Source organism: Dactylosporangium sp. NPDC006015 (assembly GCF_040614215.1).
GTDB classification, from domain to species: domain Bacteria; phylum Actinomycetota; class Actinomycetes; order Mycobacteriales; family Micromonosporaceae; genus Dactylosporangium; species Dactylosporangium maewongense.
Genome location: NZ_JBEXUD010000026.1, coordinates 100,012 through 124,807 on the forward strand (window position 1 = coordinate 100,012; position 24,796 = coordinate 124,807).

Consider the following 24,796-nt stretch of genomic DNA (forward strand, 5'->3'; position numbering starts at 1 on the left):
CGCGATGCTCGCCCGCCGCCGCGGCGAGGAGAGCGAAGGCAGCATCATCGAGCACCCGCTGCTGCTCGCCGCGCTCGCCTCGCGGAAGCGGCGGGGCAAGAACATCGTCGAGCACCCACTCCTGCTCGCCGCGCTGATGGCGCGCAACTGACCCGATCATCCCGGTCCCGTCCCCGGCCGTACCGCGGCCGGGGGCGGGATATTCGCCGATTTCAAGGGAGGCACCATCGTGGCGGCTGAATCGTCGACACCACACGATCCCGACCAGCCACAGCAGGTCGAGGCGCTCATCGACGAACTGATCCTGGAGATTCTCGACAGCGCCGACCAGGGACAGATCACGAAGGCCCCCGGCCGGGCCCGGGGCCGCGGCCCGATGCCGGGAGGCCTGCTGGAGAGTATCCGGGCCGGCATGGCACAGGGCGGCATGGCACGGGGCGGTTCGACGCTGGAGCGGCTGCTCATGGCCGAGGCCCTCGCCGGGGTGCTCGCCGACGCGCTCGCACCCGCCCTGGCGGAGGCGCTCGCCCCCAGGATCATGAAGGTCCTGCAGGGCAACGCGGAGGACGAGCCGGCCGGCGACGCGCGGACGCCCGCGAAGACGCCGAGCCGGTCACACACCCGCAAGTCAGAGTCGAAATAGCGCGGCGGCCGCTCCCCCACAGGAGAGCGGCCGCCTTGCTCGGCACGTGCATGCTTGTTTACGGGTGGGCCACCGGCCGGACCGCGGCGGCGTCGCGGCGCATGACGAAGGCGCACGCGATCTCCGCGCACCCGATCACCAGCGCGCTGATCCCGGCCAGCAACACCATCGCGGTGAGCGTGGCGCCCGGCCACATGACGAACACGAGCCCGACGACCAGCGAGGCCACGCCCATGGTCGTGAGCCACACCCGCGTCCTGCCGTGCGTCATCAGCCCGATGCCGATCTCCGACAGCCCGGTCAGCAGCCAGGCCAGCCCGACGATCAGCGCGAGGGCCGTCACGCCGGCGATGACGTCGCGCAGGCACGCGATGCCCACCACCACCATCGCCGCGCCCACCACGCCGGTCATCAGTCGCCGCCCCGCCGCCTGATGGTCGGTCAGGGCCGCCGCGAGCCGCATCACGCCCGCGACAAGCAGCCAGATGCCGACCAGCGCACCGAGGACCCGCAGGGTCTCGCCCGGCCAGACGAGCACCACGAGCCCGAACAGCGCGGTGGCCACGCCGAGCACCAGGGTCTGCCGGAACGGCACCGCCGCCGCCTGCGACGACTTCTGAACCGCACCGCCGTGTCTCGCTGAGAACGTCGCCATGTCCCCTCCTTCTCATGTTCGTTCCACCCCACGATTCACCCGCGCACGGGCCACGTCATCGCCCGCGGAGGGTGGGGATGTCAGAAGGCGAGCCAGACGGCTGCCGCCGCGGCCACGAGCAGGCCGATGTTGAGCCCGATCAGCCGGGCCTCGCCGCGCGACAGGTGCACCGCGATGCCGCCGACCTGGATCAGCACCAGACCCGCCGCCGCCGCGACGGCCAGCCACGGCGCGATCCCGGTCAGCCGCGGCAGGATCAGGCCCGCCGCGCCGAGGACCTCCAGCACGCCGATCGTCCGGACGAGCGGCATCGGGACCCGGTCGACCCAGCCCATCATCGGCAGCAACCGCTCCTGGCTCTGCGTGGTCTTCTTGCCGCCGGCGTACAGGTAGAACACCGCGAGCAGCCCGCCGACGATCCAGTACGCGATCTCCATGTGCGCCCCTCACCAGGATGGTTACCAGTCGTAAGTGACCACATGGTGCGTCACTATTGAGGGGCTTACAAAAGGCACACGCGTGTGCGTGACGCACAAGGGATGGTCATGTCCGAGTACGAGCACACCTGCATGATCCGGGGCGACGGCGGCCGGACGATCCGCGCGATCCTCGACCAGATCTGCAACAAGTGGACCCTGCTGATCGTGGCCACCCTCGACCAGGGGACGCTCCGCTTCACCGACCTGCACCAGCAGATCCCGGGCATCTCCCAGCGGATGCTGACCCTGACGCTGCGCCACCTGGAGCGCGACGGCCTGGTCGCCAGGACGGTGCACGCCGAGGTCCCGCCCCGCGTCGAGTACACGCTGACCTCGACCGGCAAGAGCCTCATCGGACCCGCGCTCGCCCTCGCCGGCTGGGCCATGGAGCACGTCCCGCACATCGAGGCGAGCCGGGCGGCCTACGAGGCGCGGTCCTGAGCGATCGGGCGGCCCACGAAAATGGTCAGTACTCGTCCTTGCGCCGCCACCAGATGCCGGTCTCGTTGCGCCCCAGCGGCGCCCGGTCGAGCCACTGGTACATGCCCCAGATCGCGTCCACGCCGCGCTCGTAGGTGGAGTACGTGTGGTGGACGACGCCGTCCTCGTCGCGCACGAACGCGCTCAGGCCCGGGCCCTGCTGCCGGTAGGTGGACCAGTCGACGCCGACCCCGCCGGCGAGCTCGAGCACGTCGGGGCGCATCTCCCCGGACTCCGGCGGCCGGACGTCCATCTGCCGGTAGTTGTACTCCACGCTGCCGGACCGCCACTCCTCGGCGGAGTGCGTCACGCGGAAGTCGTAGTTGAAGTCGCTGCCGGCCGACGACGCCCACGGGAACGTCCAGCCCATCCGCTCCCGGTAGGCCAGCAGCTTCGCCAGCGGCGCCTGCGACACGGCGTGCAGCGTCACGTCGTGGTTCGCGAGGTGGACGACGGACCCGTTGAAACCGTCCGCGATCGAGGAGCACGACGGGCAGCCCGCGGTGTAGTCCGGCCCGAACATGAAGTGGTAGATCAGCAGCTGCGACCTGCCGCGGAACAGGTCGGCGAGGGTCGCCGGCCCGTCCTCGGTGTCGAAGCGGTACTCCTTGTCGATCCGCACCCACGGCAGCTCCTGCCGCTGCCGGGCCACGGCGTCGCCGCGCCGGGTGAGCTCCTTCTCGGCCTCGAGCAGCTCCAGCCGCGCCGCCAGCCACTCCTCGCGCGTCCCGACCTTGTGGTCGATCATCTCTTCCCCCTGACTCCGGTCTCCTGTAGCAACCCAACGGTTGCACAATCTCGGACTGAACGCAACCAGAAGGTTGCGTCAGTTTTCGTGTAAGCAATGCGACACGGGCTTGCGAACCGGTCGCCGACTACGACAGCGTGCACTCGTACTTTCACTGACCGCGATGTATCCGTACGCCTTGCACAGTCACGGGGGTGACCGAGCTTGACGGTTGAGTTCGCCGCGGTTCCCGAGGGGGAAGTGCTCGCCAGGCGATCGGCGCGGCAGCTCGCGGAGTCGGTGGCGGCGCTCGCGCTCATCGTGCTCTTCTCGCCGCTGCTGCTGGCGGCCTACGCCGCGGTCGCACTGACCAGCCCCGGGCCCGCCCTGTTCCGGCAGGACCGGGTCGGCCTGCGCCGCCAGGTCTTCACGATGTTCAAGTTCCGCACCATGTACGACGGCAACGACGACACCGAGCACCGCCGCCTCATGCGCGAGCAGCTCGTCGCCGAGGTGCCACCCACCGGCGGCGAGCCCGGTATCTACAAGTTCGCCCGCGACCCCCGCGTCACCCCGGTCGGGCGGCTGCTGCGCGAGTACAGCGTCGACGAGCTCCCGCAGCTGTGGAACGTCGTGCGCGGCGAGATGTCGCTGGTCGGCCCGCGCCCCTACGTCCCGTGGGAGGCGGAGCTCTTCCCCGCCGACGTCGAGCGGCGCTTCAGCGTGCGGCCCGGCATGACCGGGCTGTGGCAGGTCAGCGGCCGCAGCACGCTCGACTTCCGCAGCGCGCTGCGGCTCGACGTCCACTACGCCGACAACCGGTCGCTCTGGCTGGACCTGCGCATCCTCGCCCGCACGGCGATCGTCGTGTTCGACCGCTCGGCGAGCCGGTAGCCGGATGCCTCGGCCTCCCCGCCGGCCGCGGGTCCGGCACATCGCGATCGTCGTGGCCAACCTGCCCGCCGAGCGGGACCGCCGCGTCATCCGCGAGAGCCTGTCGCTGGAGTCGCGCGGCTACGGCGTGACGATCATCGCCCCACGCGGAACCGCGCGCGGAACCCTGCCGGGCAGCCGCGACGTGCGCCTGCGCCCGTATCCGCTGCTGGTCACCGGCTCCGGCGTCGTCACCTTCGCCCTCGAGTTCGTGTGGTCCTTCCTCTGCGTCGCCGTCCGCCTCGCCGGCGAGGTCCTCCGCGGCCGCGCCCACGCGGTGCAGGTCTGCAACCCGCCCGACGTGTACTGGCCCCTCGCCCTGGTGTTCCGGCTGCTGCGCCGCCCCTGGGTCTTCGACCACCACGACCTGTGCCCCGAGATCCTGGCCACCCGCAGCGGCTCGGACGGCGGGGGGCTCGCGTTCCGCGTCCTCGTCCTCTTCGAGTGGCTCACCCTGCGCACCGCGACCGCGGTCTTCGCCACCAACGAGTCGTTCCGCGCCAACGCGCTGCGCCGCGGCGTCCCCGCGCACAAGGTGACCGTCGTGCGCAACGGGCCGTCGGCGCGCGAGGTCGGCGTGGCGTCCCCCGCTCCCGCGGCCGGGCACCGGATCGCCTACCTCGGCGTGCTGGGCCCCCAGGACAACGTCGAAGGCGCCGTCCTCGCCGCCGAGGAACTCACCCGCCGCCGCGGCCGCACCGGCTGGCGCATGGTCATCGCCGGCGACGGCGAGTCCAGGCCGACCCTCATGAAGCTCACCGCGGACCGCGGCCTGGCCGATGTCGTCGAGCTGCCCGGCTGGCTCGACGCCGTCGAGGTCGACGCCCTCCTGCGCACCGCGACCGTCGCCATCCAGCCCGACCTCCCGACCCGCATGAACGACCGGTCCACCATGGCCAAGACCGTCGAGTACCTGGCCCGCGGCGTCCCGGTCGTCGCCGCCGACCTCACCGAGACCCGCCGCACCGCCGCCGGCGCGGCGCTCTACGTCCCCGCGGCCACCCCGGTCGCCTTCGCCGCCGCCCTCGACGCGCTGCTCGACGACCCGCCCCGCCGCGCGGCCATGAGCGCCACCGGCCGCCACCGCTTCGAGACCTTCCTGTCCTGGGACCACCAGGCCGAGGCCTACCTCGCCGTCTGGTCCCGGCTCCTGCCCACCCTTCCGCCCACCACTGCCACCCGGATCCCCGCCCAGCGCCCGGCGCCCGGCCCGGCGCTCCGCCGCAGGTCAGACGCAGATGACGGCGACGCCGGTGGCGCGGACGGCGGCGAGCTCGGCGGGGTCGGCGGTGGAGTCGGTGACCAGGGTGGAGACCTCGGCCAGCGGGGCGATGGTGGCCAGGCAGTCGCGGCCGATCTTTGAGCCGTCGGCGACGACGATGACCTGGGTGGCGCGGCGGAGCATGGTGGCGTTGGTGTTGGCCTCGATGTCGTCGTGGGTGGTGAGGCCGCCGGCGGCGGTGATGCCGTCGACGCCGATGACGGCCACCTGGAGGTGGAGTCCGTTCAGGGTGCGGTCGGCGATGGGGCCGACGAGCTCGTAGGACTGGGTGCGGGTGACGCCGCCGGTCATGATCAGCTTCAGCCGAGGGCGCAGCGCCAGCTCGGCGGCGATGTTGACGGCGTTGGTGACGACGGTCAGGTCGACGCGGGTCGCCAGGAGCCGGGCGAGCAGGTGGGTAGTGGTGCCGCCGGTGAGGCCCAGGGTGAGCGGGCCGTGCGGGAGCAGCTCGAACGCGCGCTGCGCGATGCGGGCCTTGGCCTCGCGGTGCTGGCCGGTGCGGTAGCGGACCGGGAGCTCGGCGAGGGACGGGGACGCGGCGACCGCGCCCCCGTGGGTGCGGGCGAGGAGCTGCTGGTCCTCGAGCGTCTGCAGGTCGCGACGGATCGTGGCGGTGGAGACGCCGAACTCCGAGGCGAGGGCGCCGGCGTCGATGGAGCCGCTGCCCGAGACGCGGGACAGGATCGCCGAGACGCGGTCGGCGCGGCGGCGGCTCACCCGATCACCGAACAAAACGCGCAGTTCAGAATGTCCACTTGTGCAAGATACCTTGTGAAGCGAACAGGAAACGCGCAACCCTGGTTGGCATGACGGACACCGCGAGGGAGATCGCCAGCCAGCCCGAGACCTGGGCACGAGCGGCGACCGTGGACGGCAGCGCGCTCACCGGACGGGGCGAGCGCACCCTGGTGCTGGGCTGCGGCACCTCGTGGTTCATGGCGCAGAGCCTGGCCGAGCTGCGCGAGGCCGCCGGCTTCGGCGAGACCGACGCCGTGTGCGCCTCCGAGTTCGTGCCGCGCCGCCGGTACGACCGGGTCATCGCCCTCACCAGGTCGGGCACCTCGACGGAGGTGCTGGACGCGCTGCGGCGCCTCCCGGGGAGCCCGCACCGGGTGGCGGTGACGGCGGTGGACGGGGAGCCGGTCGACGACCTGGTCGACGAGCGGATCCTGCTGGACTTCGCCGACGAGCGCAGCGTCGTGCAGACCAGGTTCCCGACGACGCTGCTGGCGGTGGCCCGTCACGCGTACGGCGAGAACCTGTCGCACCTGGTCGGGGACGGCGCGGCGGCGCTGGCGGCGGAGCTGCCGGCGGGCGTGCGGGACGTCGGGCACCTGGTGTTCCTCGGCACCGGCTGGACCGTCGGGCTCGCCCACGAGGCGGCGCTCAAGGTCCGCGAGGCCGCGCAGGCCTGGTCGGAGTCCTACCCGGCGATGGACTACCGGCACGGCCCGGTCGCGGTCGCCGGGCCGGAGAGCCTGGTGTGGGCGTTCGGCGCGGTGCCGGACAGCCTCGACGACACGATCCGCGGCGCCGGCGCCACCCCGGTGCGCAACGGCCTCGACCCACTGGCCCAGCTCGTGCTGGCGCAGCGCTTCGCCGTCGCGCTCGCGGAGCACAAGGGCCTCGACCCGGACCGGCCGCGACTGCTGACCCGGTCCGTGATCCTTACCCAGCCATGATCCTCACGGTGACGCTGAACCCCGCGCTCGACGTCACGTACACGGTGGACGCGCTGGTGCCGCACGCCACGCACCGCGTCACGGCGGTGCGGGAGCGGGCCGGCGGCAAGGGGCTCAACGTCGCCGCGGTGCTGCACGCGCTCGGCGAGCCGGTCCTCGCCACCGGGCTGCTCGGCGGGATGACGGGCGCGGCCGTCGCCGCCAGGACCGCGGTGCCGCACAGCTTCACGGCCATCGGCGGGGAGACGCGGCGGACCGTGACGGTCGTCGACCGGGCCGACGCGACGGGGCTGTGGGAGCCCGGGCCGGCCGTCACGCCGGACGAGTGGGGCGCGTTCCAGGAGCACTACGCGGCGCTCGTCAAGGACGCCGAGGTGGTGGTGCTGTCCGGGTCGCTGCCGCGGGGTCTGCCGGCGGACGCCTACGCGACGCTGGTCGGGCTCGCCCGCCGGTACACCTGCCGCAGCGTCCTCGACTCCAGCGGCGACGCGCTCCGGATCGGCGCCGCCGCCGGCCCGGACGTCGTGAAGCCCAACGCGGCCGAGCTGAACGACATCCAGACACCGCTCCGGGCGGTCGTCGAGACGCACGGCCCGCGAGGGCTGATCGCGCGGACGCCCGAAGGGTCGTGGCGGGCGATCCCACCCGAGGTGGTGACCGGCAACCCGACCGGCGCCGGCGACGCGTGCGCGGCCGCCCTCGCACGGGGGCTGCGGGACGGCACGCCCTGGCCGGAGCTGCTCGCCGACGCGGTCGCCCTGGCGGGCGCCGCCGTGGCCGCACCGGTCGCCGGAGAGATCGATATCAACCACTACCGAGCAACGAGGGAACGGGTCCATGTTCAGCCCCACGGGTGAGATCGTCGAAGCGGCACGCAGCGCGAACGTGGGCGTCGGCGCGTTCAACGTCATCACCGTCGAGCACGCCGAGGCGATCGTCGCGGGGGCGGAGGCAGCGGGCTGCCCCGTCGTGCTGCAGATCAGCGAGAACGCGGTGAAGTTCCACGGGGGGCGCCTGGCGCCGATCGCGGCCGCGGCCCGCCGGGTCGCCGAGCTGTCGTCGGTGCCGGTGGCGCTGCACCTCGACCACGTGGAGAGCGACGAGCTGTTCGACCAGGCCGCGGCGCACGGGTTCGGATCCGCGATGTACGACGCGTCAAAGCTGCCGTTCGAGGCGAACGTGGCCGCGACGAAGGCGGCGGCCGAGCGGGGCCGGGCAGCCGGGATCTGGGTGGAGAGCGAGCTCGGCGAGGTCGGCGGCAAGGACGGCGCGCACGCGCCCGGCGTGCGGACCGACCCGGCGGAGGCGGCGGCGTACGTGGCGGCGACCGGCGTCGACGCGCTCGCCGTCGCGGTCGGGTCGAGCCACGCGATGACGACCCGGACGGCGGCGCTGGACCACGCACTCATCGCCGCCCTGACGGCTGCGGTGCCCGTCCCCCTGGTGCTGCACGGCTCCTCGGGCGTGCCCGACGACGAGCTGCGCGCGGCGGTCCGCGGCGGCCTCGTGAAGATCAATATCGGCACGGCGCTGAACGTCGCGTTCACCGGCGCGGTGCGGTCGGCGCTGGAGGACGCGGCCGTGGTCGACCCGCGCAAGTACCTGAAGGCCGCGCGGCAGGCGATGGCCGACACGGTGACGCACGCATTGCGGGTCGTGACCGAGCTTTAGGCCACCTTTACGTTCGACTTAGATCTCCCCGGAACGCTTGAGAGAGCGCTCTCCTGGTGTCTACGGTCGCGGTGCTCGCATCGACCAGACCCGTTCCGGAGGGCTCATGCCGACCCAGCGGCAGACCAGACGACGCACCTTGCTCGCACTTCTCGCCGTGCCGGTCGTCGGCGCGGTCGCCACGACCGTCATCGTCACCACCACCGCCGGCGCCGAGCAGGCCGACACCGCCGGGCTGCTGCAGGCCGAGGCGTGGAGCGCCCAGTCCGGCGCCAGGACCGAGAACACCGGCGACACCGGCGGCGGCAAGAACGTCGGCTGGCTCGCCAACGGGGACTGGATGCGCTACGACGGCGTGGACCTCGGCGGCACTGGCTCGCTGACCGCCAGTGTCCGGGTCGCCGCGGCCAGCCGCGCCGGTGGCACCGTCGAGCTGCGCGCCGGCACGCAGACCGGTGAGCTGCTCGCCAGCTACCCGGTGAACTACACCGGCGGCTGGCAGACGTGGACCACGAAGACCGCCGTCAGCCCGACCGCGCTGACCGGCAAGCAGACGGTCTTCGTCGTGCTCAAGAGCGACCAGCAGAGCGACTTCATCAACATCAACTGGCTGCAGTTGAAGCGGACGCCGACGGCGACGGTCCCCGGCTCGCCGACCGGCGGCACCACCACGCCGCCGACCGCGCCCACGACCAGGCCGCCGACCAGCGCGCCGCCGGCGCCGCAGACCGGCTGGCCGACCGTCGACCCGGCGAAGCAGGCCGCGGACACCGCCGCGTTCTTCGCCCGCAAGCCGAAGCCGGTCACCAACAACCCGGTGAAGGTCCCCGAGTTCAACGCGCAATGCACGGTGAGCCACCACAACAACGACGACCCGATCGTCTTCCCCGGCCTGACCGGCGCCGCGCACAACCACACGTTCTTCGGCAACAAGACCACCGACGCGGCCTCGACCACCGAGAGCCTGCTGGCGGGCAACACGACCTGCAACCCGACCGGCGACCACTCGGCGTACTGGATCCCGACGCTGTACCAGAACGGCAAGGTCGTCGACCCGAAGGGCGCGGTCACCGTCTACTACGGCTCGCGGCTCAAGGACCCGAGCAAGACGCAGCCCTTCCCGACCGGGCTGCGGATGATCGCCGGCGACGCGAAGACCCAGACGGACACGCCCGACAAGCAGGGCAACCACTTCTGGTGCGCGGGCATCGGCGGCGCCACCGGCCGCACGCCGGACGGCGAGTACCCGGTCTGCGCCCCGACGGCCGAGCTGGTCCGCCAGATCACGTTCCCCGACTGCTGGGACGGCGTGCACCTGGACAGCCCGAACCACAAGGACCACATGGCCAACGGCGACTACACGGGCGCCTGCCCGAAGTCGCACCCGGTGCCGATCCCGTCGGTGTCGTTCGTCATCGCGTACCCGCTGAACACCAACACCACCGGGATCACGCTCTCGTCGGGCAACGGCTACTCGATGCACGCGGACTTCTTCAACGCGTGGGAGCCGGAGGAGCTGGCCCGGCGGGTCCGGGACTGCCTCGACCAGGGCTACAAGTGCAACTCGGCGGGCAACTTCTAGCCGGGCGCGCAGGAGCTCGGAATGGCCACCCGCCGCCACGGGTGGCCATTCCGCTGTTCAGGGATGGCCGGGTCCACAGCCGGGTTTCACAGCCGGCTGCCAACCTCGGCGGACCGTGTGCACAGGGATAGGGCCGAGAGTTGCTTCCAGCGGCCCTCCGGGAGCGGGCCGACCGAGACCGGGAGCGACATGATGACCAGCACCGAGCAGCCCACCCCCGTCTGGGCCACCCCCGTCAACAACACGCCTGTGCCGGACATGACGGCCCCGGCCTACCAGGGCCAGACTCCGGCCGCGGTCATCGAGGGGCCACCCGCACAGCGCCCGGCGGCCAGGTCGTCGCGGCTCAAGACGGCGATCGTCGGGGCGGTCGCGGCGCTCGTCATCGGCGGCGGCGGGTTCGCGGTGATCAGGGCGTCCGAGGACAGCGCGGCGCCGGCGAGCCAGCAGGCCGGCGCGCAGAGCGGTCAGGGAGCGCAGGGGGCGCAGGGGGCTCAAGGGGGGCAGCAGGGAGCCCAGGGGGCGCAGGACGGTCAGGGGGCCCAAGGGGGGCAGGGCGGCGCACCGGACGGCGGTCAGGGTGGGCGCGGCGCGATGGGCGGCGGGATGGGGCGGGGTGCCGGTGGGCTCGCCGGTGTCATGTACGGCGACTTCGTCGCCTCCGACAGCAACGGCGGCTACGTCACCAGGCGGATGCAGACCGGAACGGTCACCGCGGTGAGCGCCACGTCGATCACCGCGAAGAGCGCCGACGGCCACGCGACCACGTTCGCGGTGACGTCGGCGACGACGGTCAGCGGTGGAGGCACGATCGGCGACGTGCAGGTCGGCGACACCGTGACCGTGGTCGGCACGGTCACGGGCGACACCGCGAGCGCCACCGCCATCACCGCCACCGTTCCTGCGGGGAACTGAGGAACATCGGGGGGATCAGGCGTCGGCCAGGGCGCGGGTGCACAGCGTGCGGGCCCACTGGATGCGGTCCAGGGCCACCTCGGGGCGGTCGCCGAAGACCTCGGCGGCGCGGGCGTAGCACTCGTCGGGACCGAGCTGATCGAGGGTCCGGTCGACGGTGTCGCGGACGGTCGCGTCGTCCAGGTCCGCGTGGTTGGGAGTGTCGGAGACGAACAGGGCCATGCACAGGACCGGGTCGACGAGGCAGGTCGTCATGGTGGCTCACCTCTCGGAGAGGTCGTTGTTGTCCTGTCCACCGTCGCTCGGGTGAGGGGGCGGGGCATCTGCGCCAGCATGCGTCCGGGGCTGCGGGTTTCCGGACCCGGAGATACCGGCTGGCAGCCACCGGCATCTCAACTGGCCTCACCCTTCACGGACTCGTCCCTCAGGGGAATTCTGCAGGACAATGTGGTGCCGTGACCGGGCCGGCTGGCGATGTGCATCGTGCCGCCGAGCGCGGCGATCCGGTCACCGAGGCCGATCAGGCCGGTGCCCAGGTGCGGGTCGGCGCCGCCGGCGCCGTCGTCCTCGATCGAGAACTCCAGCGCGCCGCCGTCGAGGTCGTCGGCGACGGACCCGCGGACGGAGATCAGCGTGGGGTGGGCGTGCCGGATCGCGTTGGTGAGCGCTTCGGCGATCACGTAGTACGCGCCGATCTCGATCTTCGTGTCGATCCGCGTGGGCAGGTCGAGCCGGACCTCCACCGGCACCGGCGACCGGCGCCCCAGCGACTTGACCGCCGGCACCAGCCCGCCGTCGGACAGGATCGACGGGTGGATGCCGCGGGCGAGCTCGCGCAGCTCGTCGATCGCCTCGGCCAGGTCGGTGCCGATGTGCGACAGCCGCTCCCGCAGCTCGCCGCCGGCCTGCGTCTCGGTCGCCCGCAGCTGCAGCAGCAGCGCGATCAGCCGCTGCTGGGTGCCGTCGTGCAGGTCGCGTTCGATCCGGCGGCGGCCCTCGTCGGTGGCGGCGACGACCCTGGCCCGCGAGGCGGTCAGGTCGGCGCGGGCCTGCGAGCTGGCGATCGAGCTGGCGACCAGGTCGGTGAACTCGGCGGCGCGGGCGGCGTCGTGCTGCAGCAGCGGCCGGGCGCTGGTCGACAGGGCCTTCAGCACGCCCCAGGTGCGGCCGGCGACGAGGACCGGCGCGCCGATCGCGGAGCGGATCGAGAGGTCGCCGAACTCCCGGGCGAGGAAGCCCGCGTTCGGGGGGGCCTCGATGTGGACCGGCTTGCCCGAGTGCAGCACCCGCCCGGCCACGCCCTCACGATCCAGGATGACCTTGCCCGGCGAGATGCGGTGCGCGGCGTCGGCGCTCCAGGTCGCCACGACGGTGCCCTCGCCGTCGGGTTCGAAGCGGACCAGGGCGGTGGCGTCGGCGCCGAAGAGCTTGCCGGCCTCCTCGGTCACGGCGCCGAACACGGCCACCGCCGGCCGGCCCTTGGCCGCGACGGTCGCCACCCGGCGCAGCGCCGCCTGTTCGGCGGCCACCGAGCTGAGCGTGGTGCGGCTGCGTCGCATGGCGCCGACCATCGAGTTGAACGTGCGCTGCATGCTGCCGATCTCGACCGCCCCGTCGGTGGCGACCCGGACGTTCAGGTCGCCGCGGGCGACTTCGTCGGCCGCCGAGACGAGCCGGCGCAGTGGCCGCACCACCATCACGGCGAGGGAGCGGGTCAGGATCGCGACGCCGAACATGGCGGTGGTGAAGCCGCCGATGCCCGCGACGAGGGCCCGCCGCCCGGCGAGCATCGACTCGCGGCGGCTCTGTTCGACGGTGCGGCGCTGGGCGGCGGCGAAGTCGTCGAACTCCTGGCGCAGCGCGGAGATCTGCCGCTGCCCCTGAAGGACCGATGTGGGGCTGATGTTCTTCGGCACGGCGCCCTCCTCCAGGGCGATGGAAGGGTCGGCGTAGTCGTCGAGATAGTCGGTGATGTCCAGGTTGAGCACGGCGACGCGGGCGGTCTGCACGCGGTCGCCGGCGACGGTCGCGGCCAGCTCCTGCTGCTGTGCCGGGATCTGCTCCTGGGCGGCCTTCCACGGCACGAGCACCGCGGGGTCACGGGTGAGCGCGAAGCCGCGGCGGCCGGCCTCGACGTCCAGCAGGAGCCGCTCGAGGGTGGTGGCGGCGGAGACCGATCGCTCGGCCCGGGTGACTGCGAGGACGGATTCGCGCAGCTGGTAGACGGACAGGAGGATGGCGGCGAACGCCGTGCTGATCAGCAGTGTGAACAGCGCGCAGGTGACCCCTAGGCGGAGCGTCAACCCCCCGTGCATGGGGTGTCCTTACCCCCTAACGCGGGGATATGTTGGATTTGATGACATCTGTGGTGGTCGCTGACGATGACGTGCTGCTCCGAGAGGGCCTCGCCAGCCTGCTCGACCGTCATGGGTACACCGTGGCCGGAGTTGCCGACGACGGATCGCACCTGCTGCGGCTGGTCGAGGAGGTCAGGCCCGACCTCGCGGTGGTGGACATCCGCATGCCCCCGACACACACCAACGAGGGGCTGGCCGCGGCACGGGAGATCAGGAGCCGGTTCCCGTCCGTGGCGATCCTCGTGCTGTCGGCGTTCGTCGAGGTGGAGCACGCGATCGAGCTGCTGGCCAGCGGCGAGCGGATCGGGTACCTGCTGAAGACCCGGATCACCGACGTCGAGGAGTTCCTGGAGACGCTGCACCGGGTGCAGGACGGCGGGACCGTGGTCGACCCGGCGGTGGTGCAGGAGCTCGTCGCGGCGCACCGGCGGCGGGACCCGCTCGACGTGCTGAGTCCCCGGGAGCGGGAGGTGCTCGCGCTGATGGCGGAGGGCCGGTCCAACGCGGGGGTGGCGAAGCAGCTGTGGGTCACCGAGGGCACCGTCGAGAAGCACGTCAGGTCGATCCTGACCAAGCTCGACCTGCCGGAGACCGACGAGACCCACCGCCGGGTCCTGGCGGTGCTCACGTTCCTTGAAGCCGCGTCAGCAGGCACTTGATCGCCGCGGCGGACAGGTGCTCCTTCGGCAGGAAGCCGATCGCCCGGCTGTCCGCGAGCAGGTCGGCCACCTCTTCCGCGGAGAACGCCGACACCATGATGACGGGGCTCTCCTCGATCCGGGCGGCGAGGTCGAACCCGCTCTCCGCCCCGAGGCCGACGTCCACCAGCACGACGTCCGGCCGCTGCGCGTCGATGGCCTGCAGCGCCCCCCGGCTGTCCGCAGCGTCCCCGACCACGGCGATCCCCTGCGCGGTCAGCAGACGTTTGGCTCCCGCGCGAAAGCGCTCCGAGTCGTCGACGATGACGCAGCGGATCGTCATACCTTGAACGGTGCCAGCCCAGCCGCCCGCTGACCTTACGGCTAGCCGGAAAGACCGGATGTCACCACCACGCCTACCACCCCGGGGCCGGCGGTGCGGCCGATCGCCATGAGCCCGGCCGCCACTGTTGCCGGCCCCCCGGATGCGGCCCGGGCGAGGCGCCGGAGCGCCCCGCCCGGTGTCGAAGCGGAAGCTAGACGGTCACGAGATCAGCCGCCGGCTCCGCCGCGGCGGGGCGGCGAGCGGTGCGCAGCGCCGCCAGGCCGGCGAGGGCCAGGCCGAAGGCCGCCCAGCCGAGCAGGACCCAGACGTGCCCGGCGGCGGCGTGGCCGTCGAAGAAGGCGGTACTGCGCAGCAGGGAGCCGGCCGCCCCCGGCGGGAGGAACTGGCCCAGGGCGCCCCAGCCCGACGGCAGCATCTCCGGGGCGCTGGTCAGCCCCGACAGCGGGTTTCCCAGCAGCATCATGGTCGCCGCGCCGAGGCCCAGGCCGGCCGGGCCGAGCAGGGACTCCAGGCCGAGGATGGTCAGGGCGGTGGCGGCGATGCCGAGGGCGACGGCGCCGGCGTTGAGCCAGTAGGAGCCCTCGACCGAGCCGAGCCAGAACTGCAGGATGCCGACGAGCGCGAGCCCGCCGGTGACCGAGAAGGCGAGCGCGCCCGCGAGGCGCCGGCCGGCGCCGACGACGAGGGTGGTGAGCAGGCCCGCGGCCGCGATCCCGCCGAGGACGAGCGGGAGCGCACCGGCGGCCAGGCCGGCGCCGCGCTGGTCGTCGGCGGGCAGCGGGACCAGGTCGCGGACCGGGACCGCCAGCTCGGTGGCGCCGAGCGCCTGGGCGACCTGCTGGAGGGCCTGGGCGACGGACGGGCTGGCGGCCGAGGCGATGATCAGCTGCGGCCGGCCGGTGGAGAGGTCGATGGCGCCGTAGACGTCGCGGTCGAGGATCAGCCGCTCCGCGGCGGCGGTGTCGCCGACGACGGTCACGTCGAAGGTGCCGGGGCGCTTCGCCGCCAGCTGCTGGGTGACCTGCGCGGTGGCGGCGGCCGGGCCGGCGACGGCGATCGGGATGTCGTGCACGCTGGAGCGGCTCGCGGGCCAGGCGAACGCGATCATCATGACGCTGAGCAGCGCGGTGAGCAGGAGCACGAGCGCGCCGACGCGGGGCCAGGCCGACGGTGGTGCGGCGGTGGTTGCCATCGGAAGTCTCCTAAAAAGAACGTTCGTTCGCGTACAACGAGCATGCGCCGCCCCCTGGGACGCGTCAAGAACGAACGTTCGCTTTGGCGGCGTGGTGTACGACACTCCGCGTCGCCTTCGGCAGCGTGAACGCGAACCTGGTGCCGCCGCCGGGGTTGTCCACGGCCACGATCTGGCCCCCGTGCCGCTCCACGATCCGCTTGCAGATCGCCAGGCCGAGGCCCGTGCCGGCGTAACCGGCGGAGCGGTGCGCCCGGTGGAAGTTGTTGAAGATCGCCTCGTGCTGCCCGGCGGGGATGCCGATGCCGTTGTCGGCGATCTCGACCCGGACCAGCTCCGCCTCGACGCGCTCCGAGCCGATCTCGATCCGCGGCACGACGCCCGGCGCGGTGTACTTCACCGCGTTGCCGACCAGGTTGTCGACGAGCTGGCGCAGCAGCACCGGGTCGGCGTGCACGTCGTGCAGCCGGCCGAGGACGAACTGCGGCGCGGCCGCGTCGCCCGCCGCCGCCAGGTCCGCGCGGGCCATGGTCACGTCCGCGACGAGGTCCCGCAGCGGGACGTCGACGGGCGCGATGACGGCGCTGCGGGTGGTGGTGTACGCGAGAAGGTCGTTGATCAGGTGCCGCATGCGGCCGGAGGCACGCACGATCCGGCTGAGGCTGTCGGTGGCGTCGTGCCGCTCGGCCGACTCGGGCATGCCGCGCAGCGTGTCGTCGAGGTTCTCGGCCCAGCCGTCGATCGTGGTCAGCGGGTTCAGCAGGTCGTGCGCGACGACCCCGGCGAAGGACGCCAGCTCGTCGCGCTGCCGGCGCTCGGCCGTGACGTCGTGGAAGACGACCACCACGCCGTCGTCGCCGTGCAGGCGGCGCGCGCTGACGCTCACGATCCGCCCGTCGGGGACGCCACTGTTGCGCACCAGCAGCTCCACGTTGCGCACGTCCTCGCCGGCGAGGGCGCGGGTGTGCGCCATCTCCTCCTGCGGCAGCCGGGTGCCGTCGGGGAGGAAGAGGCCGTAGTGGTCCGGGTCGGCGATGGCGGCGGTGCCGCTGGTCACCCCGCCGAGCAGGGCGACCGCGGCCGGGTTGCGCATGACCCAGCTGCCGTCGGCCCGGATCACGGCGAGGCCGTCGCTCATCGAGTCGACGATCGTGGTCAGCAGGCCGGCCTGCGCCGCCGCGGCCCGGCCGGTCTCGGTCAGCCGGTCCAGCAGCTCGGCGCGCTCGTCGCGGCCCAGCGCGATCGACAGCCCGACGATCGCGACCATGCCGACGAAGGCCTGCGCGACCAGCGCCCGCGTCTGGTGCGACGCGATCGTGGCGAACGGGCCGTCGCCGTGCAGCGTGAACAGCACGGCGAGGGTGCCCAGGCACAGGTCGTGCAGGACGACGAACGTGGTGTGCAGCCGCAGCGCCGCCCAGACGGTGACGGCGAGCAGCGGAAACGCCAGCGGCAGGCCGTGGTTGAGGGCGAAGCCGACGACGTACGCGCTGATCGAGCACACGACCAGCGCGAGGTACTCGGCGAGCCGCACCGGCGCGACCCGCCTGAGGCGGATGCCGTTGCGCCAGTGGTGACCGACCCGGAGCCCGACGGCCAGGATGAGCAGGATGCTCACCGTGTTGCGGGTGAGCCAGACGGCCGCGTCCATCCAGGAGAAGTGGCCCGAGACGAGCCAGACCGCGGTCGGCCCGATCGTGGCGCCGGCGAGCGCGCCGGCGCCGGTCGCGACCAGCATCCGCCAGAGGTCGGAGGAGCGGGCGAGCGGCTCGTCCCCGCCGGCGCCCCACAGCCGCGGGCTGAGCCGCGCGTGCACCCGCAGGAACACGGCGACCTGGACGAGGTTGGCGACGAAGAACCACAGCGCGAGGACGAGCGGCGCGCCGGTCGCCACGTTGGCCACCACGGTGATGACCCCGAGCATCACCGGGTCGGCCCAGCGCAGCCGCGCCCTGCGCTGCATGGAGAACCACAGGACGGTGACCCCGGCGGCCGGCCACACGAGGCTGAGGCTCGTGCCGTCCATGATGGTGAGCCGCCCGGCGAACGTGGCGAGGAGGCAGAGCAGGGACCAGACCGCGGTCCGCGCGAGCGAGCCCGTCATCCGGGCACCAGCACCATGTCGAGCGCGGTGCGCAGGCTCTCGCTGGTGAAGGGTTTGCGCAGGTACAGCGCGCCGGTGTCGCGGACCCGGGCCACCACCGTGCCGTCCCACAGCACGGTGAGGAACATGGCCGGCAGGTCGGCGCGCTGCCGGCGGAGCAGGTGCAGCAGCTCGATGCCGTCCATGCCGGGCAGGTCGACGTCGAGGATCGCCGCCTCGGGCAGCCCGTGCGTGGCGACCGCATCGAGTGCCTCGGCGCCGGTGCCGGCCGCGAGGACCTCGTGCCCGTCGGCGCGCAGGCGCTTGACGATCAGCTCGAGGACGTCCTGCTCGTCGTCCACGACGAGAATCCGTGCCATGTCGGCCCCCTGCCTGTCCTCCTGCTGATCGACAGGCGGGGGGCCGATGTTCAGCGTTTCGTGGGAACGACGTCCTGCAGGTGGCGGCCGTTGACCGAGGACCGGCGGCCGGCGTCGACCTCGCGCTTCCAGGTGCGCACGTAGTTGGACGCGGTCAGCCGCTCCACGTCGTTGAGCTCGAGGAGGTCCCCGACGAACGAGGTCAGGGCCATCGTGTCGCGGGGGTCGTTGTCCGGGACGTGCTCGTGCAGGGCCGCGTGCACCTGGCTGCGCAGGGACCCCTCCCGGATCGACCTGGTCGGCGTCAGCGTGGGCTCCTCGGCGATGTCGACGGTGGTCGTCACCTTGGACTGGCCGCGGGGGCGCCGGGGCGTCGGCGGCGGGAGGATCTCGGCGATCTCGCCGCGCCACTCACCCAGCGGCGAGGCGGCGGGCTCCCGCGGCTCAGCCGCGGGAACGGGCGCTTCAGGCGCCTCGGCGACCTCGGGCGCCTCGGGCAGGGTCAGCTGCTCCTCGGCGGGCTCCTCGGCGGGCTCCTTGACCAGGGCCTCCGTGAGCGCGGGGCGCCGCGCGGGCTCGTCGACGACCGAGATCACCCGGGCGTCCGACGCGAGGCGGGCCGGGGCCAGGTCGGCGGCGATGAGCGCGGTGAGCCCGTCGTAATCGGCGCCGTCGGCGAGCCGCACGGCGATCTCGTCCAGGTCGTAGACGGCGACCGCGATGTCCGCCGTCGTCGGGTCGACCGCGGCGCGGATCTTGCGGTGCAGCACCTTGGCGATCGCCTTGGTGCGCACCTCCTTGCGCTTCTCCGCGCGGGCCGCGGCCAGGGACGTGTAGAGGCCGAGCCGGTCGTCGGCCTTCGCCAGGTTCTTCGCGCGCAGGGTCATCCAGGGGTGCCGGATCCAGTGGCCGACCACCTCGTACGCCGGCGTCGTGGGCGGCAGGTCGCCGGTGGCCCGCAGCCGGTCGCGGCGCTGGTTCTCGGTGTGCATCAGCCACACCAGGTAGCCCAGCGCGGACATGCCCGCGAAGAAGCCGGCGAGCAGTTTGTTCTCGTGCGCCAGCCAGTTGAAGGCGACCGCGAAGCCGGCGATGGCGGCGGACAGCACCCGCGAGGCCGTCGCCCGCTCGCCGAGCCGGCGCCGCACGTCGGCGTTGGCCAGGACCACGATGCCGCCCAGCTCGAGCGCGCCGACGGCCGGGACGGCCCACAGCAGCGGGATGCCGAGCGCTTCGACCGCCCCGGACACCTGCCCGGCGAGGGCGACCAGCAGCACCACGAAGTAGAACAGCTGCCGCATGTATGACGTGCGCCGGACCGTGCGCTGCAGGTCGGCGTCGAGTTCGACGATTCCGGGTCGTGAGGTGCGGTGGGCGTCCGGTGCGGTCACCGGTTTCTCCTGTCATCCGTTGCCGGCAGCGGGTAACCCCGCGCCGCGAGGAACTCGGCCAGCGCGAGGTCCACGGAGCTCTGCACCGTGGTGTTGTGGTCCTCGACGAAGCGCTGCAGGGCCTGCTCGATCTCGACCCTGACCCGGGTGTTGAGCTGCACCCGCTCGGACCGGGCGCGCTGCGGCGGCATCGCCACCGCGTTGTCTGTCAGTTCCAACCCACACTCCTGCTAGCCGTTTGCTAGCGGGGACGCTAGCAAAGGACGCGTCGATATCCTCAATCGACGCGCCGACCCCGCAGGGCGACCCCGGTGAGTAAGGCACACGTCACTCCACCGGCCCCGGCGATGATCAGCGTCGCCGGGGCGCCGGCGGCGTCGATCAGCAGGCCGCCGGCCACGTAGGAGAGCGCGGCGGCGGCCCCGACGGCGCCGTACAGGTTGGCGAAGACCCGCCCGAGCAGCGCGTCCGGCACGAGCCGCTGCAGCAGCGTGTTGCAGCCCACGTCGATCGCGGCGATGCCGAGCCCGCGTGCGGCCTGCATCGCGAACACCACCGCGGCGGCCCCGGCGACGTGCGCGAGCGCGCCGGTGAGGAGGTTGCCGGCGGCGCTGACCGCGAGGCCGGCGGCGAAGAGCACGGTCATCCGCGCCCGGCCGGCGCGCCCCGAGAGCAGCGCGTAGCCGGCGGTGAGGCCGAAGCCGACCGCGCCGAGCAGCAGCGCCGCCACGGAGTCGCCCGCCCGCAGGTCCTCCTTGGCGAGCACGACGAGGGCGACGTCGTCGACGCCCGTACACAGGACGACGGCGCAGAAGCCGAGCGCGACGACCCGGACCGTCCGGTGCCGGGCCAGATACCCCAGACCGGTCCGGGCGCCTTTCCACAGCGACTCGGCGTCCAGCACGGACGGCCGGATCCGCGGCAGCCCGGTCAGCAGGGCCGCCGAGACCACGAACGACGCCGCATCGGCGGCGAGCACGCCGCGGGTGCCGAGCCACGGCAGCAGGGCGGCGGCGAGCAGCGGCCCGGCGAGCTCGGCGACGTTGGTGACCAGGCCGAGCCGGGCGTTGCCGGCGGCGAGCCCTTCGGCCGGCACCAGCGACGGCACCGCCGCCCGCGACGCCGACTGGAAGATCTGACCGGCGACCGCCCGGGCGGCGACGAGCGCCAGCAGCAGCCACAGCGACGGCAGGAACAGCGCGATGGCGGCGACCACCAGCGCCTGGGCGAGCTCGCAGCCGATCATCAGCCGGCGCCGGTCGAACCGGTCGGCGAGCGCCCCCGCGAACGGCGCGACGAGCGACGGCACGAAGTCCCCGGCGAGCAGCAGCGCGGCGACCGCGAGCCCCTGACCCGTCGCGCCGGCGACGTGCAGCATCAATGCGACCATGCTGAGGGTGTCGCCGGCGTACGAGATGCCGCGCGCCCCGAGAAGGACACCCAGACCCCTCGGGGTTGTCTCGGGGTCGCTCCCTGATGCGTCTCTTATCCGCGCGGCCATAGCGTCATCCACATGACCGAGTGGCTCGAACCGCTGTACAGCCTGCCCGCTGCCCTGCTGGGGCTGGCGCTGGGGCTCGTCATGCTGCTCGACTCCATCCCGCTGCTCGGCATCCTGATCCCGGCCGACGTCGCCATCCTCACCACGGCCGGCGCGGCCGACCCGGTCAGCAGCCTCGGCTGGATCATCGCAGGCTGCCTCGCCGGCTGGTCACTGAGTTTCCTGGCTGGCTGGGCCTTCGGCCAGCGGTTGCGCGAGGGCCGGTTCGGCCGCTGGATCGGCGAGGCGCGCTGGGCGAAGGCCGACCACGTGGTGCGCACCGGCGGCAGCCGCATCCTGGTGACCGCGCCGTTCCTGCCGTTCCTCAACACGCTGGTGCCGCTCGCGGCCGGCGGGCTGCGGATGCCGTACCTGCGGTTCCTGCGCTCCGCCGCGCTCGGCTCCGCGCTGTGGGGCGGGCTCTACGTCGGGCTGGGCGTGCTCGCGACCCGGCTGTCGGGGCTGCTCCCCACGGGCAACCTGACCACGGTCGCGACCATCGGCTTCGGCCTCACGTTCGGCTGGGTGGCGCTCTTCACGACCCGCCGTATAGTCGCCGTAAACGGTGCAGAGCTGGCGGCTACGGTCAGTAACTGATCGGACGCGTTTCTCGGTCCTGTGCTTCCGGGTGACAGTCGGTAATCTGACGGCTGACCAGCCCCCGGAAGGGACTCCGTTGCGCAAGCGCATCATCGCCTCGCTCCTCGCGGCGCTCATCGTGGTCGGCGGCTGGGCGGTGCCGGCCGGCGCGGCGCCCGGCGACCCGACGGCCGCCCCCGACGAGGGCAGCGCCAACATGACCCTCGGTGAGCTGCTGGACAAGGCCAACGGCGAGTTCCTGGACGCCCAGGGCATCCTGGAGGTCTCCAAGCAGCGCCAGGCGGAGCTCACCACGAAGGTCGCCGCCATGCAGGGCGAGCTGGACGTGATCCTCGCCGAGGTCAACATCATCGCCGGCGCCGCCTACCGCAGCGGCGGCATCCGCACCACCGCGGCGCTGATCCAGAGCGAATCGACCGAGTCCTTCATCGAGCGCACGATGATGGTCAACACCGTCGCCCGGTACAACGACCGGAAGATCGGGCAGCTGACGAAGCTGCAGAAGGAGCTCGGCGAGGCGAAGAAGGCCGTCGACGCGGAGGTCGCGCAGCAGCAGGCGCAGACCGACATCATGGCCAAGAAGAAGAAGGACGCCGAGGCGGCGCTGGTGAAGATGGGCGGCCGGGCCAACGGCTACGTCAACGCCAACTCACCGCTGGCGACCCCGGCCCCGCGCAACGCCAACGGCTCGTGGCCGAAAGAGAACTGCATCATCGACGACCCGACCACGACCGGCTGCATCACTCCCCGGATGATCCACGCGGTGAAGGAGGCCCAGAAGGCCGGCTTCACGCGCTACTACTCGTGCTTCCGGCCCTCCGGACCGTATGAGCATCCGAAGGGCCGGGCCTGCGACTTCGCCGCCCAGTCGGGCGGCTTCGGCGGGGTGGCCAGCGGCGGCGACAAGACCTACGGCACCAACCTCGCCGCCTACTTCGTCAAGAACGCGAGCGCGCTCGGGGTGCTCTACGTGATCTGGTTCCGCCAGGTGTGGACGCCGGCCGCCGGCTGGCACTCGTACAGCGGCGGCAACGGCGACCCGTCCAGCGACCACACCAACCACGTGCACCTGTCAATGATCTGACCGCCTACAGGGGCAGCCGCCAGCCGAAGGGGTCCCCCTCGGTGCCGCGCTGGATGCCGACGAGCGTGTCGCGGATCTTCGCGGTGAAGGGGCCCTCGACCGCGCCGGCGATGGCGAACTCGCCGTCGGCGGTGCGGGCGGTGCCGATCGAGCTGATGACGACGCCGGTGCCGCTGGCGAAGGTCTCCTTCAGCCGGCCGGAGCGGGCGTCGTCGCGCCACTCGTCGAGGCTGTACGGGCGCTCGGTGACCGTGTAGCCCAGGTGGGCGGCGAGGCGCAGCACCGAGTCGCGGGTGACGCCCGGCAGGATCGAGCCGTTGAGCGGCGGGGTCACCAGCTCGCCGTCGTAGACGAAGAACAGGTTGTTGCTGCCCGCCTCCTCGATGTACCGGCGCTCGACCGAGTCGAGGAACACCACCTGGTCACAGCCGGCCTCCTGGGCCTGCGCCTGCGCGCGGAGGCTGGCGGCGTAGTTGGCGGCGGTCTTCACCGCGCCGGTGCCGCCGGGCGCGGCCCGCGAGTACTCCTGCGAGACCCACATCGTGACGGGCTTCGCACCGCCGGCGAAGTAGGCGCCGGCCGGCGAGGCGATGACGGCGTACAGGTACTCCGACGACGGCCGGACCCCGAGGAACGGGTCGGTCGCGATCATGAACGGGCGCAGGTAGAGGCTCTGCCCCTCGCTCGTCGGCACCCAGTCGCGGTCCGCCTCGACGAGCACCCGCAGCGACCGCAGGAAGAGCTCCTCGGGCAGCCGCGGCATCGCCAGGCGCTCCGCCGTGACGTTGAGCCGGCGGGCGTTGGCGTCCGGGCGGAAGAACGCGACGCCGCCGCCGGGCTGGGCGTAGACCTTGAGACCCTCGAAGATCTCCTGCCCGTAGTGCAGGGCGGCGGTCGCCGGCGAGAGCGCGAGCGGGCCGAACGGCTCCAGCTTCGCGTCATACCAGCCCTTCGTGTCGGCATACCGCACGGTGACCATGTGATCGGTGAAGACGCGACCGAAACCGGGGTCGCTCATCAGGGCGGCGCGCTCCGCGGCAGAACGGCGGGTGGCGGCGACGGTGGCGAATTCGAGCATCCCGCGACTGTATTCGCTCACTGAACGATGCCTAAGCTCCTTCCCGGGGACTGGGCGGTAGCTTCCGCGGCGGTGATTCAGCGGCGGTGGTTCAGCGGCGGTCGCTTCAGAATAGGTCCTTCGGGGGCAGGGGCGACTGGGTGGCGACGTCGTCGGTCACCACGCGGGCGCCGGCGACGAGACGGTCCAGGTCGTCGCCGTGGACGAGCCGGGCCGGGAACGCGTCCCCGGCGCCCGCCCGGGCGAAGCCGGCGACGGGGAGCGGGGCCGCCGACGCGGCCAGCACGACGTTGCCGAAGCGGCGGCCGCGCAGCACGGCCGGCTCGGCCAGCAGGCACACGTCGGCGAAGAGCCGGCGCAGCGTCGCGACCTGGCCGCGCGCGAACGCCAGGCCGGTGCCGTCGGCGAGGTTCGCGGCGTACACGCCGCCGGGGCGCAGCAGCCGGGCCGCGGCGGTGACGAACTCCAGCGACGCGAGGTGCGCCGGCACCCGGGCGCCCCGGTAGACGTCCGTGATGACCAGGTCGAAGCGGCCACCCGACATGGACTCCACGGCGGCCCGGGCGTCCATCGCCCGGACGCGGATGTCGGCGCCCCGGGGCAGCGGCAGCTCCCGCCGCACCAGGTCGATCAGCGCCGCGTCGAGCTCGACGACCCGCTGCGAGGAGCCGGGCCTGGTCGCGGCGACGTAGCGGGCCATCGTCAGCGCGCCGCCGCCGAGGTGCAGCACCGACAGCGGGGTGCCCGCGGGTGCGATCCCGTCGACGATCGAGGCGAGGCGGCGCATGTACTCGAAGTCCAGCCGGCTCGGGTCATCGAGGTCGACGGCCGACTGCGGATAGCCGTCGACCAGCAGCGTCCACCGGCCCGGCCGCCCGTCGTCGGGGAGCAGCTCGGCGACACCGCCGTCGATTTCACTGACGATGCCGGACCCACGCTTCTGACGACCCATGGATCACACCGTAGTTACAGTTCACGAGAAGAATTTTTGTCATCGGGTGTTGTTCAATGTCGCCTTTAGGACGAACATCGTCCCGTTGGTGCCCAAACGACACTCC

26 protein-coding genes and 1 pseudogene are annotated in these 24,796 nt (G+C 72.7%); 12 read left to right on the forward strand and 15 right to left on the reverse strand.

The genetic code is table 11. The features are described 5' to 3' along the window. Nucleotides 1–229 precede the first annotated feature (229 nt). Nucleotides 230–643 carry a hypothetical protein gene (locus ABZ321_RS35880; RefSeq protein ID WP_354899753.1) on the forward strand — a complete coding sequence of 138 codons (414 nt, stop codon included), beginning with the start codon at nt 230–232 and terminating at the stop codon, nt 641–643. A gap of 58 nt (nt 644–701) precedes the next feature. Here ABZ321_RS35880 and ABZ321_RS35885 read toward each other — a convergent pair whose 3' ends face one another. Continuing rightward, a complete protein-coding gene (locus tag ABZ321_RS35885; protein WP_344501384.1) occupies nt 702–1,298 on the reverse strand; it encodes a DUF308 domain-containing protein in 597 nt (198 codons plus the stop codon). Nucleotides 1,299–1,378: 80 nt separating this feature from the next. Further along, nucleotides 1,379–1,735: a DoxX family protein gene (locus ABZ321_RS35890; protein WP_354899756.1), complete on the reverse strand. Its 357-nt coding sequence runs from the start codon at nt 1,733–1,735 to the stop codon at nt 1,379–1,381. A gap of 108 nt (nt 1,736–1,843) precedes the next feature. Here ABZ321_RS35890 and ABZ321_RS35895 point away from each other — a divergent pair, with 108 nt between their 5' ends. Continuing rightward, nucleotides 1,844–2,218 (forward strand): helix-turn-helix domain-containing protein, encoded by a 375-nt coding sequence (locus ABZ321_RS35895; protein ID WP_354899759.1) that lies wholly within the window; start codon nt 1,844–1,846, stop codon nt 2,216–2,218. Between the two features lie 25 nt (nt 2,219–2,243). Here the strand turns inward: ABZ321_RS35895 and ABZ321_RS35900 are convergent, their stop codons facing one another. Further along, nucleotides 2,244–3,005: a thioredoxin family protein gene (locus ABZ321_RS35900; protein WP_354899762.1), complete on the reverse strand. Its 762-nt coding sequence runs from the start codon at nt 3,003–3,005 to the stop codon at nt 2,244–2,246. Nucleotides 3,006–3,209: 204 nt separating this feature from the next. Here ABZ321_RS35900 and ABZ321_RS35905 point away from each other — a divergent pair, with 204 nt between their 5' ends. Next, the gene (locus ABZ321_RS35905) at nt 3,210–3,878 is read left to right on the forward strand and encodes a sugar transferase (RefSeq protein WP_354899765.1); all 669 of its coding nucleotides are present in this window, start codon (nt 3,210–3,212) and stop codon (nt 3,876–3,878) included. Between the two features lie 4 nt (nt 3,879–3,882). After that, nucleotides 3,883–5,037: pseudogene (locus ABZ321_RS35910) on the forward strand (glycosyltransferase family 4 protein); the annotation flags it as partial. Between the two features lie 108 nt (nt 5,038–5,145). Here ABZ321_RS35910 and ABZ321_RS35915 read toward each other — a convergent pair. Continuing rightward, the gene (locus tag ABZ321_RS35915) at nt 5,146–5,916 is read right to left on the reverse strand and encodes a DeoR/GlpR family DNA-binding transcription regulator (protein WP_344501379.1); all 771 of its coding nucleotides are present in this window, start codon (nt 5,914–5,916) and stop codon (nt 5,146–5,148) included. An 89-nt stretch (nt 5,917–6,005) separates the two neighbouring features. On the opposite strand from ABZ321_RS35915, the gene ABZ321_RS35920 reads away from it, so the two are divergent. From ABZ321_RS35920 to ABZ321_RS35940, 5 genes are all read left to right on the forward strand, one after another. Beyond that, the gene (locus tag ABZ321_RS35920) at nt 6,006–6,881 is read left to right on the forward strand and encodes a sugar isomerase (RefSeq protein ID WP_344501378.1); all 876 of its coding nucleotides are present in this window, start codon (nt 6,006–6,008) and stop codon (nt 6,879–6,881) included. Between the two features lie 8 nt (nt 6,882–6,889). Continuing rightward, on the forward strand, nt 6,890–7,738 hold the full coding sequence (locus ABZ321_RS35925; RefSeq protein WP_354899769.1) for a PfkB family carbohydrate kinase: 849 nt from the start codon (nt 6,890–6,892) through the stop codon (nt 7,736–7,738). Further along, on the forward strand, nt 7,719–8,552 hold the full coding sequence (locus ABZ321_RS35930) for a class II fructose-bisphosphate aldolase (protein WP_344501376.1): 834 nt from the start codon (nt 7,719–7,721) through the stop codon (nt 8,550–8,552). Before ABZ321_RS35925 ends, ABZ321_RS35930 begins: the two co-directional genes overlap by 20 nt. A 139-nt stretch (nt 8,553–8,691) precedes the next feature. Next, complete coding sequence (locus ABZ321_RS35935; RefSeq protein WP_344501375.1) at nt 8,692–10,134, forward strand: DUF1996 domain-containing protein; 1,443 nt, start codon at nt 8,692–8,694, stop codon at nt 10,132–10,134. Nucleotides 10,135–10,326: 192 nt separating this feature from the next. Next, nucleotides 10,327–11,049, forward strand: a complete 723-nt coding sequence (locus ABZ321_RS35940; protein ID WP_354899773.1) for a hypothetical protein — start codon at nt 10,327–10,329, stop codon at nt 11,047–11,049. 15 nt (nt 11,050–11,064) lie between these two features. On the opposite strand, the gene ABZ321_RS35945 is transcribed toward ABZ321_RS35940, so the two are convergent. Together ABZ321_RS35945 and ABZ321_RS35950 are read right to left on the reverse strand one after the other, a co-directional pair. Beyond that, the gene (locus ABZ321_RS35945) at nt 11,065–11,304 is read right to left on the reverse strand and encodes a hypothetical protein (protein ID WP_344501373.1); all 240 of its coding nucleotides are present in this window, start codon (nt 11,302–11,304) and stop codon (nt 11,065–11,067) included. A gap of 137 nt (nt 11,305–11,441) precedes the next feature. Beyond that, nucleotides 11,442–13,364, reverse strand: a complete 1,923-nt coding sequence (locus ABZ321_RS35950; RefSeq protein WP_344501372.1) for a CHASE3 domain-containing protein — start codon at nt 13,362–13,364, stop codon at nt 11,442–11,444. A gap of 41 nt (nt 13,365–13,405) precedes the next feature. Between ABZ321_RS35950 and ABZ321_RS35955 the strand changes: the two genes are divergently transcribed. Then, nucleotides 13,406–14,065 carry a response regulator transcription factor gene (locus ABZ321_RS35955; RefSeq protein ID WP_344501371.1) on the forward strand — a complete coding sequence of 220 codons (660 nt, stop codon included), beginning with the start codon at nt 13,406–13,408 and terminating at the stop codon, nt 14,063–14,065. On the opposite strand, the gene ABZ321_RS35960 is transcribed toward ABZ321_RS35955, so the two are convergent. From ABZ321_RS35960 to ABZ321_RS35990, 7 genes are all read right to left on the reverse strand, one after another. After that, complete coding sequence (locus ABZ321_RS35960; RefSeq protein WP_344501370.1) at nt 14,031–14,387, reverse strand: response regulator transcription factor; 357 nt, start codon at nt 14,385–14,387, stop codon at nt 14,031–14,033. The two genes, ABZ321_RS35955 and ABZ321_RS35960, sit on opposite strands and share 35 nt — an antisense overlap. Nucleotides 14,388–14,580: 193 nt before the next feature. Continuing rightward, the gene (locus ABZ321_RS35965; protein ID WP_354899778.1) at nt 14,581–15,582 is read right to left on the reverse strand and encodes a hypothetical protein; all 1,002 of its coding nucleotides are present in this window, start codon (nt 15,580–15,582) and stop codon (nt 14,581–14,583) included. 64 nt (nt 15,583–15,646) lie between these two features. Beyond that, on the reverse strand, nt 15,647–17,686 hold the full coding sequence (locus ABZ321_RS35970) for an ATP-binding protein (protein WP_354899781.1): 2,040 nt from the start codon (nt 17,684–17,686) through the stop codon (nt 15,647–15,649). Beyond that, nucleotides 17,683–18,045 carry a response regulator gene (locus ABZ321_RS35975; protein ID WP_344501367.1) on the reverse strand — a complete coding sequence of 121 codons (363 nt, stop codon included), beginning with the start codon at nt 18,043–18,045 and terminating at the stop codon, nt 17,683–17,685. Before ABZ321_RS35975 ends, ABZ321_RS35970 begins: the two co-directional genes overlap by 4 nt. Before the next feature lie 50 nt (nt 18,046–18,095). Continuing rightward, nucleotides 18,096–19,436, reverse strand: coding sequence for a hypothetical protein (locus tag ABZ321_RS35980; protein ID WP_354899785.1), 1,341 nt, complete (start codon nt 19,434–19,436; stop codon nt 18,096–18,098). Further along, complete coding sequence (locus ABZ321_RS35985) at nt 19,433–19,654, reverse strand: hypothetical protein (RefSeq protein ID WP_344501365.1); 222 nt, start codon at nt 19,652–19,654, stop codon at nt 19,433–19,435. The genes ABZ321_RS35980 and ABZ321_RS35985 overlap by 4 nt, the downstream gene beginning before the upstream one ends. 59 nt (nt 19,655–19,713) lie before the next feature. Continuing rightward, complete coding sequence (locus ABZ321_RS35990; RefSeq protein WP_354899788.1) at nt 19,714–20,937, reverse strand: MFS transporter; 1,224 nt, start codon at nt 20,935–20,937, stop codon at nt 19,714–19,716. A 12-nt stretch (nt 20,938–20,949) separates the two neighbouring features. Here ABZ321_RS35990 and ABZ321_RS35995 point away from each other — a divergent pair, with 12 nt between their 5' ends. After that, nucleotides 20,950–21,573 (forward strand): VTT domain-containing protein, encoded by a 624-nt coding sequence (locus tag ABZ321_RS35995; protein WP_344501363.1) that lies wholly within the window; start codon nt 20,950–20,952, stop codon nt 21,571–21,573. Nucleotides 21,574–21,652: 79 nt separating this feature from the next. After that, nucleotides 21,653–22,660: a hypothetical protein gene (locus ABZ321_RS36000; protein WP_354899791.1), complete on the forward strand. Its 1,008-nt coding sequence runs from the start codon at nt 21,653–21,655 to the stop codon at nt 22,658–22,660. A 4-nt stretch (nt 22,661–22,664) separates the two neighbouring features. On the opposite strand, the gene ABZ321_RS36005 is transcribed toward ABZ321_RS36000, so the two are convergent. Continuing rightward, nucleotides 22,665–23,738 (reverse strand): branched-chain amino acid aminotransferase, encoded by a 1,074-nt coding sequence (locus tag ABZ321_RS36005; protein WP_354899794.1) that lies wholly within the window; start codon nt 23,736–23,738, stop codon nt 22,665–22,667. A 106-nt stretch (nt 23,739–23,844) separates the two neighbouring features. Beyond that, nucleotides 23,845–24,690, reverse strand: a complete 846-nt coding sequence (locus ABZ321_RS36010) for a fused MFS/spermidine synthase (RefSeq protein ID WP_344501360.1) — start codon at nt 24,688–24,690, stop codon at nt 23,845–23,847. Between the last annotated feature and the right edge of the window lie 106 nt (nt 24,691–24,796).